Source organism: Pseudomonas syringae (genome assembly GCF_002157375.1).
Classification (GTDB): domain Bacteria; phylum Pseudomonadota; class Gammaproteobacteria; order Pseudomonadales; family Pseudomonadaceae; genus Aquipseudomonas; species Aquipseudomonas syringae_T.
In genome coordinates, this window is sequence record NZ_MTSA01000006.1 from 219,632 (window position 1) to 238,292 (window position 18,661).

Consider the following 18,661-nt stretch of genomic DNA (forward strand, 5'->3'; position numbering starts at 1 on the left):
GAGGTCATACCTCTGCTTAAAAAGGTTTAGTGGCGACCGTAGACATGACCTGTTGTTGGCCATTCATCCAATCTGCGGAAACGATGCAACGTGTTTCAGTCAGGCGTTGAATAACAGCAAAATCGCTCATCAGGTTTCTTGAAAATATCGGCTCATGATGGGCAATTCTGTTTCGAAGCAGTCGGATCTGTTCGAGATCAGCCGCAATCCTGGTTCGGTGGACGGATACGGTGAAACATTTTTTCAGGTTCGGGAAAAAAGTATGTAAGTAAGGAACCCAGAGGCGTCCTTCGAACCGTTTCGTGAACATTTTTTCCCAAAACACAAACTTCAGCTCCGCAATCACGGCTCCGGTTGTGCCGCATTTTTGTCTTGCTCTTGCAAGCTCTTGTTTTGGCTTGAAAGTGGGGCCTGTGACATCCGGCAGGCTCTGTTCGAAACCAGGGCTCCAAGGCCACTGGGGGCCGTAGACTGACGCAATTGCGTCTGCAACACCGTTACGAACAATGACCTCGCACAGGTGTAACGGTGTAAGGAATGCTCCAGAGACGAGTGCGTTCCATGCGTATAATGTTACAGCTTCATCGAGTCCCCGACCCACAGCGAGCGCTGCGTTTTCATAGGTCGAAATCCGGGCGCAGGAAAGGGACAATCTGATAGCTTTTGCAACTTCTAAAGTCGACATTGACGACAACTGCAAATTTCCTTATAGTCGGCTCACTTGCCGAGGGCCTAGCTGGCTTACGCCTCCCCCCACGGACAGATGATACAGCAATACCAAAAGCCCACCTACATGGTGGGCTTTTTGTTGTGTGCAGTCTTTGCCGAGGGGCTGAGTGTGGGGTGTCTGAAAGAGGTCGCCGCCCGGAGATCATCAGTCAATCGCCTGGTCCACTGATGAAGCGCGGCGGGTGCTCTATCAATCGGAAAACAGCTTTCGCGAGCCCCTGACGGACCGCGATTGCGGTAGTGCTCTGGGCAGCGCCCACCGTGCTCACGAAAGAACCCTCACTTACCCATTACCCAGCATCTGCCACAACGACGCGCCCACTCCGGTAATGCTCTCTCCTGCGATCAAGCCCGCAGCAGCGGTAATGGCGAATCGTTCAGTGAGGCTGGCCCAGCGACAGCTGACGGTCCACGTGAGCACTGCGCCGAGGGCCATCATCAACGATACCGACGCTGGCAAGACAAACGCCAGGCCCAGTGCAGCGGCGCTCGGCAGATAACGGACACGGCGGGCTGGCAATGTGCTGTCCAGAATCCCCAGCAACACACCCGCCAGACCCGCAATGAAAATAGCCCAGCGGATGCTTTCCGACAACGAGTCCAGCCCGTGGGTCAGGGTTTGCGCCACGGCCTTCCAGGTCGCGACCGCCGGAGCTGGCCACTCTTCGGTAAGTAACATGGTTTGCGGGTCCGGGATCAGCGCCATGTAGGCGAGCACACCGACGATACTGCCGACGAAAATCCCCAGCGTCTGGGCGACCAGTTGCTTGCGCGGCGTGGCGCCAATCGCCTTGCCCACTTTGAAATCGTTCATCAGGTCTGTGCATTGTCCGGCCGAACCGCCCGCCGTGTTGGCACTCATCAGATTGATTGTGACCTGCCCCGGCGCGACGATGCCAAAGCTCAACTGCGACAACTGCCCGATAGCACCAATAGGCGGAATGCCCGTGGCTCCGACCACCCGCGCAGCCACCGCCGCGAGGCAAACCGCCAGAGGAATGGTCAACAACGCCATCCACAGATTGATCCCGAACAACAGCGCTTGCAGGCTCACCACCAGAAGGATCGAAAGCACCAGGCCGAGCGCAGGCCCCGCTTTCGGTTTGGCCCAGATCGTCCCGCTGCTCGCTTTGGTGGACGAGTGCAGTCCCCACAGCCGGATGGCCAGCGACGTCAGTGTCGAGCAGACCATCAAACTCACCCCTGGCCACAGCAACCATTCCACCAGCGTCGCGAATTGCGGACCGCTGCTGCCAGCCGGCAACGTTACCAGCCCTTGCGCCAACAACCACGGCGCCAGACCGCCCCACGCCAGCAATGCACCAAACAACAGCGTCACACCGACACGAATCCCGATGATCGCGCCGAACCCCACCAACAACAGCGAAGGGTCAGCGGTAAACGTCAGCCGCTCCAACTGCGCACTCGGCGACCAACGCGGAAACGCCCACACGAACGTATCTACCCACTTCGCCAGCGCGGACAGTAACGCAGCACTGAGCAGCACCTTCAACCGCGTCGCCGCCTCGCGACCGTGGTTGTAAATGTGCAACAGCGTCTCCAGCGTCGCCATGCCCTCGGGGAACTTCAGCGACCTGTCGTTGAGCAACGAAGGCCGCAGATACCATGCAATCCAGATCCCCAGAAAACTCACCGAAAACACCCACGCCATCATCGGAACAGGGTCCAGTTGCTGCCCTGTCAACAACGTATAAGCCGGAATCGGCGCGACCAGACCACCCGAAATAATCGACGCCGCTGCCGATGCCACCGTCTGATTGATATTGCTCTCATGCAACGTCCACGGCGGCTGATCGGGCGAGCGTTTGGCCAGCCCTTGCCAGATGGCGTAACCGATCAGCAGCGCAATGATCGACATGTTGAACGACCACCCGATCTTCAGGCCGGCGTAGACGTTGGAGGGGGTGAGCAAAATGCCCAGGACGATGCCGGTGATGACGGCACGCAGGCTGAGTTCGCGTTGGAGGGGCGGGATCTGCGGGATTGGGGCTGTAGGCATGCGGAATCCTTTCGGCAGTGGGCGTTGAGGGGGGGACTTTAAAAGGGAGTGTTGAGGAGGTGGAAGGTTCAGCAGGATATTTAGCTGCAGAATGAATATTTTCGTTTGTGCATAGAGTTTTTAAATATCGAATTACGGTCAGAAACGGGAACCCAAGAATCTTGTTTGCTTTCCTGTCCCAGAAAAATAGTTTTTGCAGGCTCAACGTAGCCTTCAACTAATAATTCCCAGTCTTCCACACTAGCGCACTGTTTTTGAAATAAATTATTTTTCTTGCACGGACTCATACGACTCACGCGCACGTTAAATTTTGTCCAACGTCTCTTCTTATTTTGCGTTTCAAATGTACGGGTCGGCTGAGCATTGAGTAACGTCATGAGCGTTGTGATGGCGCTTTCTATCTCGCACAAGGAGCAAAGCTGTCGTTCCGTAAGTACACTGTAATGTCTCGAAGAAGCGCTCAGTCATGTTCATCCAAGAGCTTGAGGTTGGTGCGAAATTAATATGAAAGCGCGGATGTTTCGCCAGCCAGACTTTCACTGCGGTATGCTTGTGGGGCGGGTAGTTATAGACGATCAGATGAATCTGGAGGTGCTTGGGCAGTTCTTTATTGGTCATCTTGAGAACGGCCAGCTACTCTTGATACCGATGCTGAAGCTTGATGCCGCTGATCAATTTCCCTTGGATGTAATCTAGTGCGGCAAATAACTTGATCGCGCCATGTTGGGTGTAATCATAGGATTTAGTCTGGATATGACCGATGCCTAAAGGCAGACCCGGCTGTGTTCGCCCGTCAACCGTGCAATGTTTTCTCGAGCTTCGCTCTCGGTAGCAAGCAGGGTTGTACGTGCCCGACCGCCTTCTCGTTGAGAGATCGTCGCAGCGCGAGTGCGTATTTTCAGCTCGTTCTTTTCTTCAGGGCCAAACGTGATGTGCATAGCGCCTACTGTCAGCTCTCTAAGGCCGGGATGGACATCTGAAGTGTAGCCGAAAATGACGAAAAGCTATTTCGCGAACAGCAAACTAGAGTGTAAGACGAATGTCGGAGCTATTTCTAACTTGGAGTTGAAGAAATCGATAAACTAGGTTCATCCATGAAGCAAAAATCGAGGTGATATTGATGCTGTATCAGTGCATGCGGCCAGCCATAATAAGACCCGCGTGATGCGCGGGCCTCAGTTGCGTATAGGCCATGACTGCATAAAATTCATATCGAACTATAAACTAGCTATCGTTAAAAATGCTTGCCTTATTTTCATGTGATGCATTTTTTTACGTAGATATATTGTTTGATCGTCTAGTATTGACGGTGTTGCTTTTGTATTTTTGTATCGTGCTTAGCCCATCAGCGTGTTTACGGCAGCGCTGAGTTCGCTTTTATTATTCGCTACAATGATTATTAAAGCCAGTGGTATCAGCCAGCGCAATATTTTTGCAAGGCTTAAAAAAGGGCTGATGTAATATCCACCCATGTATGGCTCCTCATTACTTATCTCTCGCCTTCTAGACTCTTCTAAGTATGCTTGCCAAGACAGATTTTCTTTATTGCTCCAGTGGGCTAGTAATATTAGATTTATAGCATAGATGACAAGTAGGATTAGGCAAATTACTAGTGGAATTATACCGTTACTGGTTGCGTTCACTGCTTAAGGCCTTTTGAGGAATGATTTTAATTATCAGCAAGGAGTAAGCTTTAGCTTGTTACATTTGATATCTCGCTAATGCTGGTTTCAATTGGGTTAATATTAGTTTTGTTAGCTCGGAAGCAGGCTGTTCTCACTGCTAGCTCTGCTAGACTGTTGCTCGTCAAAATCAAACTATAAATTCATGTTTTTTATCATGTCAAAAGTTAGATCAGCCTTATTGAATGAAATTGCGGTCGGTATTATAACTTCCTTAGGTGCGCGTAACTGATCCGATAATATTTTCACGAGAATGCATTCCATCTCAATCGGAGGGGATTCAAGAAATACAGCGGAGGTAAATAGAGTTTCTCCGCTATGTATTTTTCCAACATGAAAGATGATAGTTGTTTTGTTTTTATTTCTAACTATATTGACTGAAGGGTTGATTGTAGAGTTTTTTTGACGGCTTATCCTTCCTGATAAGTGTGATTTCTCGGGGCGATTGTATGGGTTTTTTTCAAAATGCACTGTGGCATTTGGCCAACCTACCAGCTCTGCGTAAACGCGGACGTCGTCTGCGTAACTACTTCCGGAATTGGTTAAGCATAATTGTAGCTTAAGCAGTCCTAGCTTTTTCTTGATGTAAGATGCAAGCTCTCTATAATAGTCTATGTTGTCAAAATTTAGCGAGGCCACAGAGTATGCGCTGGTTCTCTCCGGAGGAGATCTATAATCTGGATAATCAAATAAATTTAGGCTTTTGTAACTGAAGTTCAACTGGTCGATGTTTTCATCGTCGTCAGAAACTAGCTTGACGTCTACATCGGGCATATGAACAGAAATATTCGCGGAGTTAAATTGAGCTATACCCATTCGGGCAATTTCTGTAGGATCTGCGTTTGCTGTAGATGAGCCGCGACGGACATACACTTTATGGGCAGTCACAATGCCATAATCACTCTTTGCATAAACAGGACGCAACTGTTGATGGATCGTAAAAAGGCCTAATTTCGTTCCTTTGTAAATAATTGATCGGTATGAGAAATCGATTGGATGATTGGTTTTGCTATTAATAAACTGTTGCAGTCGTGAGTCATCAGGATCATTATCTAGCCCTGTAACTTCACCTGAGTTGTTAACTCCTATTAAAATGTACGCATCCTCTGAGCGCCAAGCGTTAGAAAAAGCTAATATATCTTTGAGTAACTCAGATTTGGCTTTCAGATCCTTGCCGCTAACTATGTACTGTTGTTGCTTGTAATCTAGACTTGTTCCTTCTCCCATGTACAGCAGTTTTTCTATTAATATGTCATCCATAGTCCATACGCCTACTCTTAATTAGAAAGGGCAAAGCTCAGTCTGAATTATGGTGACACACTGATATAGCCAGTGTCACCATCAGCTGACTCGATTTACAGATGCCATTACTACTTTTGCTAGGCTCTGTACGAAAGTGGCTACGCATCGGTGATGCTGCGTTAAAAACAGGCTCAGAATGCTCATTTAACAACACGTAGACTCCGCTTCCTCGCCTGTTTTTGACTTGCCTGACCTTCGCTCACCGACTTTTCTTACAGAACCTAGGCAAGCTTGACTGTCGGTCTCCAGAAGATTACCTCTTGTCGGTAGCTGTCGGCGAGTACCATCAGAAATTAACCACTTTCGTTGGCTTCTGGAAAATTTCAACCTTCGCTACGAACGATCAATACGCGAAACGCCACGAGATTTCTTTAAAATGATTAACAGGATGATTGCAATCTTCATCACAGCTCACTCAAGAAATAAAAATCATCCCCTGTCCCGCTCCACCTTGCGCACCCCTTTGGCAAGCAGCCAGTAAAAAACGATAAGTAACGGTAGGGGCTGCGTCGCTATCAGCACCGCGCGTGTCATTTCCGACAGGCTGTGTGGATCGTAATTTTCCATTGTGTTGGCCAGGACAATAATGGTCACCAGCGACGACCACATGTAGCACATGCAGACAGCCATGATCCGGAAGAAGATTCGCCACGCTTTCGAGGGATGGTCGATATTCCTGGAGGCGGGTGAAAGCGTTGGATTCGGTGTTACGACGCAGGTGCCTATCATTCCGGCCACGAACTGGAATGTCACGACGCACATGAGTGGTGTCATGAGGGATCACGCGCGCCAATTGACGATGAGGTAGGCAAACGAATGGCCATCCATGAGTGTGCGTTGGAAATGCGATCAACGATACCAGCGTTGCGCGTCGCCTCATATCCCCGCAGCACTTGCACACCCTCACACCTGTCCGGCATAACATCACCGCATCCAAGCCACCAAAGCCCGCCTGTCCATGCCCACACTCTCTGCCTCACGTCTGTTATTGCTGATAGCCGTCACGCTGCTAACCGGCTGCTCCAGCGTTTACTACTACGGCCAACTGGCCCAAGGGCAATGGCAGTTGCTGCAGGCGCGCGAGCCTGTGGAAAAGATCATGGCGGACCCTGCTCGGGATGCAGGTTTGCGCGAGCATCTGGCTCGTTCGCAATTGGCGCGCCGCTTTGCCAGCGAGCATTTGCACCTTCCGGATAACAAGAGTTATCGCCTGTATGCGGACTTGGGTCGGCCTTATGTGGTGTGGAATGTGTTTGCAACGGATGAGTTTTCGCTGGAGCCGGTGACGCACTGTTTTCCGATTGCCGGGTGCGTTGCGTATCGCGGTTATTACAGCCCTGGCGGGGCGCGTGGTGAGGCGGCGTTGCAGCGGCAGGCGGGCAAGGATGTTTATTTGAGTGGTGTGGAGGCCTATTCGACGCTGGGCTGGTTTGATGATCCGATTCTCAGTTCGATGCTGGGTTGGGGTGATGAGCGTTTAGCGACGCTGATTTTTCATGAACTGGCGCATCAGCGCTTTTATGTGAAGGACGACACCGAGTTCAACGAGTCCTACGCCAGTTTCGTCGAGCAGGAAGGCACGCGGCAGTGGCGTGCGGCGCGGGGGTTGCCGCCGGAGAGCGTTTCGCAGTTGGCGCGGCGAGATCAATTTATTCGGTTGGTGCTCGATACTCGCGAGCGGCTCAAGGCGCTGTATCGTCAGCCGTTGTCGGCTGAGGTGATGCGGGCGCGCAAGGCTGCCGAATTTGAGCAGCTGCGGCGTGATTATCGACAGATGCGCGATGAGCAGTGGGCGGGTGACAAGCGTTTCGATGGCTGGATCAATGGCCCGATGAACAATGCCAAGCTGCTGCCTTTTGGTCTTTATGATCAATGGGTGCCGGCGTTTGCGACGTTGTTCAAGCAAGTGAATGGCGATTGGCCGGCGTTTTATCAGGCGGTAGAGAAGTTGGGCGGCATGCCGGTTGAGGCGCGCAAGGCGGCGCTGCAACAGTTGATGCCTTGAGCTACCTTGTGGGAGCGAGCCGGGCGACGCTTCGCTTGCTCGCAAAGAGGCCAGTGTCGTGCTCATATACGGGCGTTTGAACCGCCCTCTTCGCGAGCAAGTTCGCTCCCACGGCCTTCGGCCAGAATCAAAAGCGGACCTATGTATAACAGGAACGATAGTCAGGCCTTATCAAACCCCTCAGCCAGGTGTTGGTCCTTGAGCTTTACGTAATTAGTGGCGCTGTACGGGAAGAAGGCGATTTCCTTTTCGGTGAGTGCGCGCACCTGTTTGACCGGCCTGCCGACATACAAAAAGCCGCTTTCCAGCACTTTGCCCGGTGGCACCAGGCTGCCTGCGCCGATGATGACTTCGTCTTCCACCACGGCGCCGTCCATGATGGTGGTGCCCATGCCGACCAGGATGCGGTTGCCGAGGGTGCAGCCGTGCAGCATCGATTTGTGGCCAATGGTCACTTCGTCGCCGATCAACAAGGGGAAGCCGTCCGGGTTGAAGGGGCCGGCGTGGGTGATGTGCAGCACGCTGCCGTCCTGCACGCTGGTGCGTGCGCCAATGCGGATGCGGTGCATGTCGCCGCGCACGACGGTCAGCGGCCAGACGGAGCTGTCGGCACCGATTTCGACGTCGCCGATGACGATTGCCGAATGGTCGACAAAAGCCCGTTCGCCGAGGGCTGGGGTGTGGTCCTGAAACTTGCGAATGGCCACGATAGGCTCCTTCTTTGGCAGTGATAGGCGTACAGAGCGGGTTTGGTTGCTGCGGTCGGCGTCGATTGTAATTAAGATGGCTGGGTGTTTCTTCCAGGCAAGGTGCAAAACCGTGAGCGCGAACAACCCTCTTCTGCAATCGTACGACCTGCCACCCTTTTCGGCGATTCGTGCCGAACATGTCAAACCCGCTATTGAAAAAATCCTGGCCGACAACCGTGCCGCGATTGCCGACATCCTCGCCAAACAGGGTTCGACACCCACCTGGGCCGGGCTGGTGCTGACGATGGACGAATTGAATGACCGCCTGGGCGCGGCATGGAGTCCGGTCAGCCACCTGAATGCCGTGTGCAACAGCGCAGAACTGCGCGAGGCCTACGAGTCTTGCCTGCCTGCACTGAGCGCCTACTCCACCGAGATGGGCCAGAATCGTGAGTTGTTCCAGGCGTACGAAGCGCTGGCCAACGGCCCTGAAGCGGCTGGTTTTGACGTCGGCCAGAAGACCATTCTGGAGCAGGCGCTGCGTGACTTCCGTTTGTCCGGTATCGATCTGCCGCCCGAGCAGCAGAAGCGTTACGCCGAGGTGCAAAGCAAGCTGTCGGAGCTGGGCAGCCAGTTCTCCAATCAGCTGCTTGATGCTACTCAGGCCTGGACCAAGCTGGTCGCTGACGAATCCGCCCTCGCCGGCCTGACCGACTCTGCCAAACAACAAATGGCCGCTGCCGCCAAGGCCAAAGGCCTTGAAGGCTATCTGATCACCCTGGAATTCCCGAGCTATTACGCGGTGATGACCTACGCCGAAGACCGTGCGCTGCGCGAAGAAGTCTACGCGGCGTACTGCACCCGTGCCTCGGATCAAGGCCCTGAGGCTGGCAAGAACGACAACACGCCGGTCATGGAGCAGATTCTCGACCTGCGTCAGGAGCTGGCGCAGTTGCTGGGCTACGCGAACTTCGCCGAGTTGAGTCTGGCGACCAAAATGGCCGAGTCCAGCGATCAGGTGCTGAGCTTCCTGCGTGACCTGGCCAAGCGCAGCAAACCGTTCGCCGCTCAGGACCTTGAGCAGCTCAAGGCTTATGCTGCCGAACAGGGCTGCCCGGATTTGCAAAGCTGGGACAGCGGTTTCTACGGCGAGAAGTTGCGCGAGCAGCGCTACAGCGTTTCTCAGGAAATGCTGCGCGCCTACTTCCCTGTCGATAAAGTCCTCGGCGGCCTGTTCGCTATCGTCCAGCGTCTGTATGGCATCGAGATCGCCGAGCAGAAAGGCTTCGACACTTGGCACCCGGACGTTCGTCTGTTCGAGATCAAGGAGAACGGCCAGCATGTCGGGCGCTTCTTCTTCGACCTGTACGCGCGCGCCAACAAGCGTGGCGGTGCGTGGATGGACGGCGCTCGTGACCGTCGCCGCACGGCTGAGGGCACGCTGCAAAGCCCGGTGGCCAATCTGGTGTGCAACTTCACGCCGGCTGTTGCCGGTAAGCCTGCGCTGCTGACTCACGATGAAGTCACTACCCTGTTCCACGAGTTTGGTCACGGCCTGCATCACCTGCTGACCCGCGTCGAGCATGCCGGTGTGTCCGGTATCAATGGCGTGGCCTGGGACGCGGTCGAGTTGCCGAGCCAGTTCATGGAAAACTGGTGCTGGGAGCCTGAAGGCCTGGCGCTGATCTCCGGTCATTACGAAACCGGTGAGCCGCTGCCTCAGGACTTGCTGGAGAAGATGCTCGCGGCCAAAAACTTCCAGTCCGGCCTGATGATGGTGCGTCAGCTCGAGTTCTCGCTGTTCGACTTCGAGCTGCATGCGACTCATGGTGATGGCCGCAGCGTGCTTGACGTGCTGGAAGGCGTTCGTGATGAAGTGTCGGTGATGCGCCCGCCTGCCTACAATCGTTTCCCGAACAGCTTTGCGCACATCTTCGCTGGCGGTTATGCAGCCGGTTACTACAGCTACAAGTGGGCCGAAGTGCTGTCTGCCGATGCGTTTTCGAAGTTTGAAGAAGACGGCGTGCTCAACGCTGAAACCGGCCGCGCGTTCCGCGAAGCCATTCTGGCGCGGGGCGGTTCACAGGCGCCGATGGTGCTGTTCGTCGACTTCCGCGGACGCGAGCCATCGATTGACGCATTGTTGCGTCACAGCGGCTTGAGTGAGGATGCGGCAGCATGACCGATGCACCGGCAGTGGTGACCAAAAAACGCTTTATCGCCGGGGCGGTCTGCCCGGCGTGCAGCGAGCCTGACAAACTGATGATGTGGAGCGAAGACGACGTGCCGCACCGCGAATGCGTCGGCTGCGGCTACAGCGATACGCTCAATGCACAGGGGCTGTCGATTCCGAAAGAGTTGGGTACGCGGGTCAACAAGGCGGCGGTCAAACCGGCGGATCCCAAGGTACAGGGCGTGCAGTTCTTTCCGAATCCGAAGTTGAAGAAGCCGGTGGATCTGGAGTGAATCCGGCTACATGAAGGTGCAGGGACCCTTGTCAGGAGTCCCTTGTGCTGGCAAACGTTGCCGTGCTCTTATTTGATGGAGAGGTTCAATTTTGCAAACGCATTGACGAGATTGATCAACAATTCATCATCGTGTTCACTGAAACCTTTGACACGGTCAACATCGGTGGAGACCTTGACGTTGTCGTAATATGCGCCTTTTTTTGGGGTCGTCAGATACGTGGTAAAGTCGGCCTCCCCTTTTTGCTTAACCACAATCTCCAGGCCCGGAAGTTTATAGGTGGTGGAGACTTTTTTTCGAGGGTTCCAAAACTCGACCAGCACCTCGGGAATGACCTTTGCGTCTTCGACGACATCAACGTCGCTGTAATACATTCTAACTTCGTAAGTGGCCATATACTCACCCTCTTTATAATGTGATGCCCGTCGCCCAGCGTGGCGTTAGGCATGAGTTATGTTGCGTTCTTAAAGGCTTTACAGGTCCGCCAGCTCATACACCTTCTTTCTGAACGCCATTACCAGAATGGTCAGGAGTCTTTCATCCTGGTCCAGATTACCGAACAGCGGCTTAATGCGATGAGGGTAGAGTCTTACCCAGGTTTGCTTTTCTAGTTTGTCGTCCTTATAAAACTCAATGGCGATGTCAGGATGGTCATATTCCTCAATATCTTCAGCCCACAACCGTATCTCGTGCTTGGCCATCACCACCTCGCTCTCAGGTAAATGCGCCAGTACCCGGTAGCCGAGTTGGCGTTTCGCTACACTAGGCCTGAAGAAAAAGTGCGTCTACTGACAGAACTAACAGGTGGTTTTTTATACAGGGAGGGACGTATCTAAGAAGCGGCTTTAATAGCACTTAAACATACAGTCAGAACAAGCGGCGGGCGCCGCTTGTCCTTGAACACGTGTGCAGTATCAGTCTGTTGTCTGGAGCCTGCGTTTGTCGGCCAGACGGCTTCGGCCATACAGCACCGCAATGGCGGTCAGGGCGATGGCCTGCGCGCCAAGTGAGTACAGGTCGGCATGGATACCCAGCCAGTCAAACTCGAAGAACGGCACTGGCCGTGTGCCGAATATGCCCGCCTCTTGCAGCGCCTTGACGCCGTGGCCGGCGAACACCACTGACAGCGCACACAGCAGCGCAGCGTTGATGCCAAAGAACATCGACAGCGGCAGTTTCGCTGAACCGCGCAGGATGACCCATGCCAGGCCCACCAGCAGCACCAGCGCTGTGGCGCCGCCCGCCAGCACCGCATCGTGTCCGGCTGGCCCGGCCTGCAGCCACAGGGTTTCGTAAAACAGGATGACTTCAAACAGCTCGCGGTACACCGAGAAGAACGCCAGCACCGCGAACCCGAACCGGCCACCGCCGCCGACCAGACTGCTTTTGACGTAATCCTGCCACGCGGCGGCGTGGCGACGGTCGTGCATCCACACGCCGAGCCAGAGCACCATGACGCTGGCAAACAACGCCGTGGCACCCTCCAGCAACTCACGTTGCGCACCGCTGACGTCGATGACGTAAGCCGCCAGCGCCCAGGTGCCCAGGCCGGCCAGCAATGCCAATCCCCAGCCCACATTGACGCTGCGCACCGCAGACTGTTGCCCGGTGTTGCGCAGGAACGCCAGAATTGCTGCCAGCACAAGAATCGCTTCCAGCCCTTCGCGCAGCAGGATCAACAGGCCCGAGATATAGCTCAGCGACAGGCTCAAGCCATCGTTGCCCAGCAGCCCCGCCGATTCCTTGAGTCTGGATTTGGCGATTTCCAGTTTTTGCACAACCTGCGGCAGCGGCAGGCTGTCCTGCAGCGACTGACGATAAGCCATCAGGCTCTTTTCAGTGTCTTTGCGAACGTTGGCGTCGACGTTGTCCAGCGAGCTTTCGACCAGTTCGAAGCCTTCCAGATACGCCGCCACCGACAAATCGTAAGCTTGTTCGCGATCACCGGCCTGATAGGCAGCCAGGCTCTTGTCCAGCGTGACACTGGTGTAATCGAGCAGTTGCGCCGGACCGCGCTGCACTTGAGGCGGCTGTGCGCGTTGGACGCGGAAGGTCGCGGCGGCGTCCGGGCCTTCAGCTGTCAGTACTTCTGCCGGTGTCTGACGAGCGAGGTCGGCGAGGTTGAAGGTCTTGGTGGCGCTGGTGACCGGTTGTGCGCTGAAGCTGGCGATATAAGTGGCAATGTCCCAGCGCTGGCGGTCGTCCAGTTGATCGGCAAACGCCGGCATATCAGTGCCGGCAATCCCCAGCCCCAGCGAGCTGTAGAGGTCGTAAAGGCTCAGGCGGTCCAGACGCGCCGTGTCGCGCAGGTTCGAAGGTGCTGGTTCCAGACCGATACCTGCGGGGCCGTCACCGACACCTGTATCACCGTGACAGACCGAGCAGTGTTGCGCATACAACGGCGCGCCACGGGCAGGGTCAGGGGTAATGGCGGGGGCCTGGCTGACTTCGTAGGCAAGGGCCAGTTTTGCGGCCAGTTGCCGGGCCTGTCGGGCGACTTGTGCGCCGTCTTGTTTCCCGGCGACTGCCCTTGTCAGCTCCGCAACGCCCTGCTCCAGTCCTGCGCGCTCGGCACGCTGCGGCAGCGTCAGAATCAGCGCCTGCAACGTGGTCAGGTTGTCTGCCTGCTGCTGATACGGGGTCTCGGCCACAACCTTGCCCTCTACCACGGTCGCCGGGTAATCAGCGCTGAGGTAATCCAGCAGATGCAGCGCCTGGGCTGCGCCTTCGACAGGGTCGGCCAGTACGCCGAGGCTGCACAGCGTCAGTAGCGGTGCCAGCAGCCAGGCAAGGAAGTGAGAGCGGAGGGGCATTGCGGAATCTCGACAGGAATGCGATGCGATGCATTGTTAACTTCGCAGGGGCGCTACTCAAGAGTCGGGAGACGTTTTTGTTACTGAATTTTACATCAAGGCGGGATGCCTGCCTGAAACAGTGCGCCATGCCCTGTTTCAGGTGATCTTGCGCGTCAGGATAGCCAGCCTGGGTCGGGCTCAGGTCGTGCTGCGGTGCAACGTGGCGATAAAACCGGCCGCGCCCACGAACAGGCTGGCAAACGTGCGATTCAGACGACGCTGTTGGCGAGGTGTCTTCAGCAGGCGCAGCACTTTCGACGCCAGCCCGGTATAGCCCGCCATGACGGTAAGGTCGACCGCAACCATGGTTGCCGCAATGATGACGTACTGCGCCAACAGCGGCGCCGCCGGGTCGATGAACTGCGGCAGGATCGCCAGCATGAAGATCAGGGCCTTGGGGTTGCTGATGTTGACCAGAAAACCGCGCATGACCAGCTTCATCGGTTTGCTGACGGGGCGAACGGCAGATTCGTCGGCAAGGTCAGCGGGCAGAGCGCGCCACTGTTTGATGCCCAGATAGATCAGGTAGGCAACGCCGAACCACTTGATCAGCGTGAACGCCATTTCGGAGGCCGCGAGTACCGCGCCCAGCCCGGCGGCGACAATTGCAATCTGCGCGACCAGTGCGATCTGCAGGCCCAGGGCGTTCCAGTAGCCGCGCCAGAAGCCGTATTGCAGGCCGCAGGACATGGAAGCGATGGCGCCGGCGCCAGGGGACAGGCTGATAATCCAGCAGGCTGCGAAAAAGCCCAGCCACGTTTCAAGCGCCATCGCGCACCTCAGACAAAGTCGAATGCTCGATAAATTAATGCGTGTTGTTTCGCAAAGCCAATGATTTCTAATCTTGCTCGTCAGGCTGTTTTGCAACCACCATCTGCGGGAACAGATCACTGCCGCGCCAGCGACGCACTGATTTCTGGAAGAACTGACTATTGGGCACCTGAACCAGTGCGCCGCCCGCTTCTGCGGTCTCGATGAGGGTGGTGAACATCAGGTTGATGGCGACCACCCTGCCCTTCACACCAGGCTTGTCCAGTGTGTCGACCAGCTCGACCATGTCGCCGATGCGAAACGGGCCGATGGTGAAGATCAGAATCGCGCAGAGCAGGTTCGACAACACGCTCCACATTGCAAAGAACGCCACTGCCGCCACGGCGACGAAGCCGGACAGCGCCGTCCACAGCACCGTGGCCGAAACGCCCAGCCTGCCCAGCACGAAGACGAAAGCGCTGCCCATGATCAGCCAGCGCAGACCGCCACGTACCGGCACCAGCAGCTCCGGCGGCAGCGGATAGCGTTCGCCCAGCCCGGTCAGAAAGCCACCCACCACCCGTTGCAACACATACCCGGCCAGCAGGATCAGGAAAATCTGCACGCCGATCAACAGCGGTTCTATCCAGTAGGCGGATATCGGCAAACCCAATACTTCCATCACATCCCTGCCTTGATCACGACAGCGCTTCCAGTTCGGCCTGCATGGACTCAAGCAACTCGAGGGCTTGCATCCACGCGTCCTCAAGCTCGGACTCACGCACCTTCAACTTAGCCTGCTCGGCCAGCAGATCGCGCAGCTTGTCTTTGTTGGCAGCGTCGTAGTTGGTGCTGTCAGCCAGCGCTTCTTCGACCTTGGCGAGCTTTTCATTCACGGTCCCCAGGTCGCGTTCCAGCTTGTCGGCTTCACGCTTGTGCGGGGCCAGTTGCTGACGCAAGGCCGCTGCCTGCTGACGCTGAGCCTTTTTGTCGGTCTTGTCGGCATTGACCGGTGTGTTGCTGACCGGTGCGTTTCGCAGACGGTAGTCCGCCAGCCAGCGCGTGTAGTCGTCCAGATCGCCATCGAAGTCCTGCACACGACCGTCGGCCACCAGCAGGAAGTCGTCGGTGGTGCTCTTGAGCAAATGCCGATCGTGGGACACCACCAACACCGCGCCGCCGAATTCCTGCAGGGCCATGGTCAGCGCCAGACGCATCTCCAGGTCCAGGTGGTTGGTCGGTTCGTCGAGCAGCAACAGGTTGGGTTTTTCCCAGGCGATCAGTGCCAGCGCCAGCCGCGCTTTTTCGCCGCCGGAGAAATTCAGCACTGGCTCGTCCAGACGCGCGCCACGGAAGTCGAAGCCGCCGAGGAAGTCGCGCAGGGTCTGTTCGCGTTCGGTCGGCGCAAGACGCTGCAAGTGCAGCAAAGGCGTCGCCTTGGCATCCAGTGAATCGAGCTGATGCTGGGCAAAGTAGCCGACGGTGAGGTTTTCGCCACGCACCAGCCGGCCACTCTGCGGCTCAAGCTCGCCCGCCAGGTTTTTGATCAGTGTCGATTTGCCCGCCCCGTTGGGGCCCAGCAAGCCGATGCGCGCGCCCGGTGTCAGTTGCAGCTTGACCTTCTCGAGGACGGTCTTGTCGCCGTAGCCCAGACGCGCGTCAGAGAGGTCCAGCAACGGGCTGGAGATCTTGTCGGACTCACGGAAGACGAAGTTGAACGGCGAGTCGACATGCGCGGCGGACAGCTCCTCCATGCGCTCCAGCGCCTTTATGCGGCTCTGGGCCTGACGGGCCTTGGTCGCCTGTGCCTTGAAGCGCGCGATGTATTTTTCCATGTGCGCGCGTTGCACCTGCTGCTTCTCGTAGGCCTGTTGCTGCTGTGCCAGACGTTCGGCGCGGGCACGTTCGAATGCGCTGTAGCCGCCGCGATACAGGGTGATCTTGCGCTGTTCGACGTGCGCGATGTGATCGACCACGGCATCGAGAAAATCCCGGTCGTGGGAAATCAGCAGCAAGGTGCCGGGGTAACTCTTGAGCCAGTCCTCAAGCCACAAAATGGCGTCGAGGTCCAAGTGGTTGGTCGGTTCGTCGAGCAGCAGCAGGTCTGAAGGGCACATCAGCGCCTGCGCCAGGTTCAGGCGCATCCGCCAGCCACCGGAGAAACTGCCGACCTGACGCTCCATTTGCTCGTTTGTGAACCCCAATCCGGCCAGCAGTTTGCGGGCGCGGGCATCGGCGGTGTAGCCGTCGGCACTGTCGAGCTCCGAATGCAGACGCGCCTGAGCGGCACCGTCCTGGGCCGCTTCCGCTTCGGCCAGCGAACGCTGCACTTCGCGCAGGCGCTCGTCGCCATCAAGCACGTAGTCCACGGCCAGACGTTCGAGGGTATCGACTTCCTGGCGCATGTGCGCGATGCGCCAGTCGGCGGGCAGCAGGCAGTCGCCAGCGTCGGGCGTCAGCTCTCCGCGCAGCAAGGCAAACAGGCTGGATTTACCGGCACCATTGGCGCCGATCAGGCCGGCTTTATGGCCGGCGTGCAGGGTCAGCTCGGCGTCTTCTAGCAGACGTTGCGGACCACGCTGTAAGGTAAGGCTTTGAAGTCGAATCATAATGGCGGCGGAGTCTACCAGCTTCGTCCTGAACAGGTGGATCACTATGCCTTCAGCGCTCTGGAGTTTCACCCTCGATTTCTATGCCCGACCGGGTGTAGAACAGGCTTGTCTGACGCTGCAAGCCAACGGGGGCAACGTGTGCATGGTGCTTTGTGGCGTCTGGCTGGGCACGCGCGAAGTGGCCTGCACGGCGCAGCGATTGACACAAATAAGGCAATTGGCGACGCCTTGGCATGATGAGGTGGTGCGTCCGCTACGGGATTTGCGTAGCCAGTGGCGAAATCCGGCACTCAAAGATGCTGCGCTTGGCGGGTTGCGGGCGAAGGTCAAGGCGCTGGAACTGGAGGCCGAGCAGCATCTGATGCTCAAGCTTGAGGCGCTGGCAGGAGACTGGCCCGCTGGCGAGGCAAGGGATGCGGAGGAGTGGCTGATCGGGCTTGTCGATGCGAGTGCAGGCGGGAGTACAGAAGAAAACCGCGATGCGCTGCATGTGCTGCGCATCGCGGTGGGGCGTTCCGACGACCAGGCTTAGGAAGCGCTGGTTGGCGTGGCGCTGTCGGCAGGCTTTGCCGGTGCAGCGGCTGGAGCAGCGGCTGGAGCAGCCGGTGCGGCTGTCGGCTTGGCAGCGGGTGCCGCCGATTTTACTGCAGCAGGCTTGGCAGCGGGTTTGGCTGCGGCTTTAGCGGGTGCTTTCACCGGCGCTTTGGCGGGTGCTTTTGCAGCAGGCTTGGCGGCGGCTGGTTTGGCAGCGGTGCTTGCGGTAGTCCTGGCGGCAGGCGCTTTGCTCGCGGTGCTTTTTGCAGCCGGTTTGGCGGCAGTCGGTTTGGCTGCAACCGGCTTGGCGACCGTTGTTTTAGCAGCGGCCGGCTTGGCGGCTGCCGTTGAACGGGTAGCCGGCTTGGCAGCTGCTTTCACGGGCGCCTTGGCCGCTGCTGGTTTGGCAGCCGGCTTGGCAACAGCCGAAGGCTTGGCAGCGGCTTTGGCCGCCGCGGTTTTAGCGGGAGCCTTGGCAACTGCCCGGGCCGGTGTTTTTGCCGGAGCTTTTGCAGCCGGTGCCTTGGCAGCGACTTTCGGCGCAGCAGGCTTGGCATTGCGAGTGGTCAGGATTTTACCGACGGCTTCTTTCACGCGACCAATACCCTGTGCCAGCTTGAGGCTCTCTTGAGCATCGCGCTTGAGGTGCAGAATGTAAGTGCGGGTTTCAGTCTGGCGCTCTTTGAGCGCATCGAGCAGTTCTTCCAGCTCAGACACGGCGTCTTTGGCCTTTGTCTGTGCCTTGGATTTTCCGGCGGTGGCAGCGTCCTGCAACTTGATGCGGGAGTTGTGCAGTTTTTCCTGCGCCTTGCCGCGTTGTTTCTCAAGCTTGGCGAGCAGTTTCTCGGCATCAGCCAAGGCTTGGGAGCAGGCGTCTTCCAGATGTTCAAGCAAGCTGCCCGATAATTGTTGGAGCAAATGCAACGGAGTATTTACTGGCTTCTTTTTGGCCGACATGACTTACCTCCTGGGTGACGAAATTGCGGCTCATACTAGGCTTCTGCGCGCATCGCCGCT

General features: G+C 56.7%; 17 protein-coding genes and 1 pseudogene. 4 read left to right on the forward strand and 14 right to left on the reverse strand.

Annotated elements, in window-relative coordinates:
* Positions 1–16: 16 nt before the first annotated feature.
* The 6 genes and pseudogenes from BW686_RS09650 to BW686_RS26470 form a co-directional block, all read right to left on the reverse strand.
* Positions 17–685: a hypothetical protein gene (locus BW686_RS09650; RefSeq protein WP_179149220.1), complete on the reverse strand. Its 669-nt coding sequence runs from the start codon at positions 683–685 to the stop codon at positions 17–19.
* A gap of 327 nt (positions 686–1,012) precedes the next feature.
* Positions 1,013–2,749, reverse strand: a complete 1,737-nt coding sequence (locus BW686_RS09655) for an OPT family oligopeptide transporter (RefSeq protein ID WP_084916081.1) — start codon at positions 2,747–2,749, stop codon at positions 1,013–1,015.
* Positions 2,750–3,052: 303 nt separating this feature from the next.
* Positions 3,053–3,538 (reverse strand): annotated as a pseudogene (locus tag BW686_RS09660) (transposase); the annotation flags it as partial.
* A gap of 548 nt (positions 3,539–4,086) precedes the next feature.
* Positions 4,087–4,221: a hypothetical protein gene (locus tag BW686_RS27100; protein ID WP_256898363.1), complete on the reverse strand. Its 135-nt coding sequence runs from the start codon at positions 4,219–4,221 to the stop codon at positions 4,087–4,089.
* 345 nt (positions 4,222–4,566) lie between these two features.
* A complete protein-coding gene (locus tag BW686_RS09665; RefSeq protein WP_084916082.1) occupies positions 4,567–5,691 on the reverse strand; it encodes an AlbA family DNA-binding domain-containing protein in 1,125 nt (374 codons plus the stop codon).
* Positions 5,692–6,162: 471 nt separating this feature from the next.
* Positions 6,163–6,507, reverse strand: coding sequence for a hypothetical protein (locus tag BW686_RS26470; RefSeq protein WP_143514179.1), 345 nt, complete (start codon positions 6,505–6,507; stop codon positions 6,163–6,165).
* A 184-nt stretch (positions 6,508–6,691) separates the two neighbouring features.
* Here BW686_RS26470 and BW686_RS09680 point away from each other — a divergent pair, with 184 nt between their 5' ends.
* A complete protein-coding gene (locus BW686_RS09680; RefSeq protein WP_084916085.1) occupies positions 6,692–7,738 on the forward strand; it encodes an aminopeptidase in 1,047 nt (348 codons plus the stop codon).
* Positions 7,739–7,899: 161 nt separating this feature from the next.
* Here the strand turns inward: BW686_RS09680 and BW686_RS09685 are convergent, their stop codons facing one another.
* Positions 7,900–8,445 carry a gamma carbonic anhydrase family protein gene (locus BW686_RS09685; RefSeq protein ID WP_084916086.1) on the reverse strand — a complete coding sequence of 182 codons (546 nt, stop codon included), beginning with the start codon at positions 8,443–8,445 and terminating at the stop codon, positions 7,900–7,902.
* Positions 8,446–8,521: 76 nt separating this feature from the next.
* Between BW686_RS09685 and prlC the strand changes: the two genes are divergently transcribed.
* Together prlC and BW686_RS09695 are read left to right on the forward strand one after the other, a co-directional pair.
* On the forward strand, positions 8,522–10,609 hold the full coding sequence (prlC, locus tag BW686_RS09690; protein WP_179149221.1) for an oligopeptidase A: 2,088 nt from the start codon (positions 8,522–8,524) through the stop codon (positions 10,607–10,609).
* Positions 10,606–10,893: a YheV family putative zinc ribbon protein gene (locus BW686_RS09695; RefSeq protein ID WP_084916088.1), complete on the forward strand. Its 288-nt coding sequence runs from the start codon at positions 10,606–10,608 to the stop codon at positions 10,891–10,893. Before prlC ends, BW686_RS09695 begins: the two co-directional genes overlap by 4 nt.
* A 68-nt stretch (positions 10,894–10,961) precedes the next feature.
* Here the strand turns inward: BW686_RS09695 and BW686_RS09700 are convergent, their stop codons facing one another.
* From BW686_RS09700 to BW686_RS09725, 6 genes are all read right to left on the reverse strand, one after another.
* On the reverse strand, positions 10,962–11,288 hold the full coding sequence (locus BW686_RS09700) for a hypothetical protein (protein ID WP_084916089.1): 327 nt from the start codon (positions 11,286–11,288) through the stop codon (positions 10,962–10,964).
* 78 nt (positions 11,289–11,366) lie between these two features.
* Positions 11,367–11,594 (reverse strand): hypothetical protein, encoded by a 228-nt coding sequence (locus BW686_RS09705; RefSeq protein WP_084916090.1) that lies wholly within the window; start codon positions 11,592–11,594, stop codon positions 11,367–11,369.
* A 213-nt stretch (positions 11,595–11,807) separates the two neighbouring features.
* Positions 11,808–13,706 (reverse strand): FTR1 family protein, encoded by a 1,899-nt coding sequence (locus BW686_RS09710; RefSeq protein ID WP_084916091.1) that lies wholly within the window; start codon positions 13,704–13,706, stop codon positions 11,808–11,810.
* 180 nt (positions 13,707–13,886) lie between these two features.
* Positions 13,887–14,519 carry a LysE family transporter gene (locus BW686_RS09715; RefSeq protein ID WP_084916092.1) on the reverse strand — a complete coding sequence of 211 codons (633 nt, stop codon included), beginning with the start codon at positions 14,517–14,519 and terminating at the stop codon, positions 13,887–13,889.
* Positions 14,520–14,586: 67 nt separating this feature from the next.
* Positions 14,587–15,180, reverse strand: a complete 594-nt coding sequence (locus BW686_RS09720; RefSeq protein ID WP_084916093.1) for a mechanosensitive ion channel family protein — start codon at positions 15,178–15,180, stop codon at positions 14,587–14,589.
* A 16-nt stretch (positions 15,181–15,196) separates the two neighbouring features.
* Complete coding sequence (locus BW686_RS09725; protein ID WP_084916094.1) at positions 15,197–17,107, reverse strand: ATP-binding cassette domain-containing protein; 1,911 nt, start codon at positions 17,105–17,107, stop codon at positions 15,197–15,199.
* Between the two features lie 46 nt (positions 17,108–17,153).
* On the opposite strand from BW686_RS09725, the gene BW686_RS09730 reads away from it, so the two are divergent.
* Complete coding sequence (locus BW686_RS09730; protein ID WP_084916167.1) at positions 17,154–17,642, forward strand: TIGR02444 family protein; 489 nt, start codon at positions 17,154–17,156, stop codon at positions 17,640–17,642.
* Here the strand turns inward: BW686_RS09730 and BW686_RS09735 are convergent.
* Positions 17,639–18,601, reverse strand: a complete 963-nt coding sequence (locus tag BW686_RS09735) for an AlgP family protein (protein WP_084916095.1) — start codon at positions 18,599–18,601, stop codon at positions 17,639–17,641. The two genes, BW686_RS09730 and BW686_RS09735, sit on opposite strands and share 4 nt — an antisense overlap.
* Positions 18,602–18,661 lie beyond the last annotated feature (60 nt).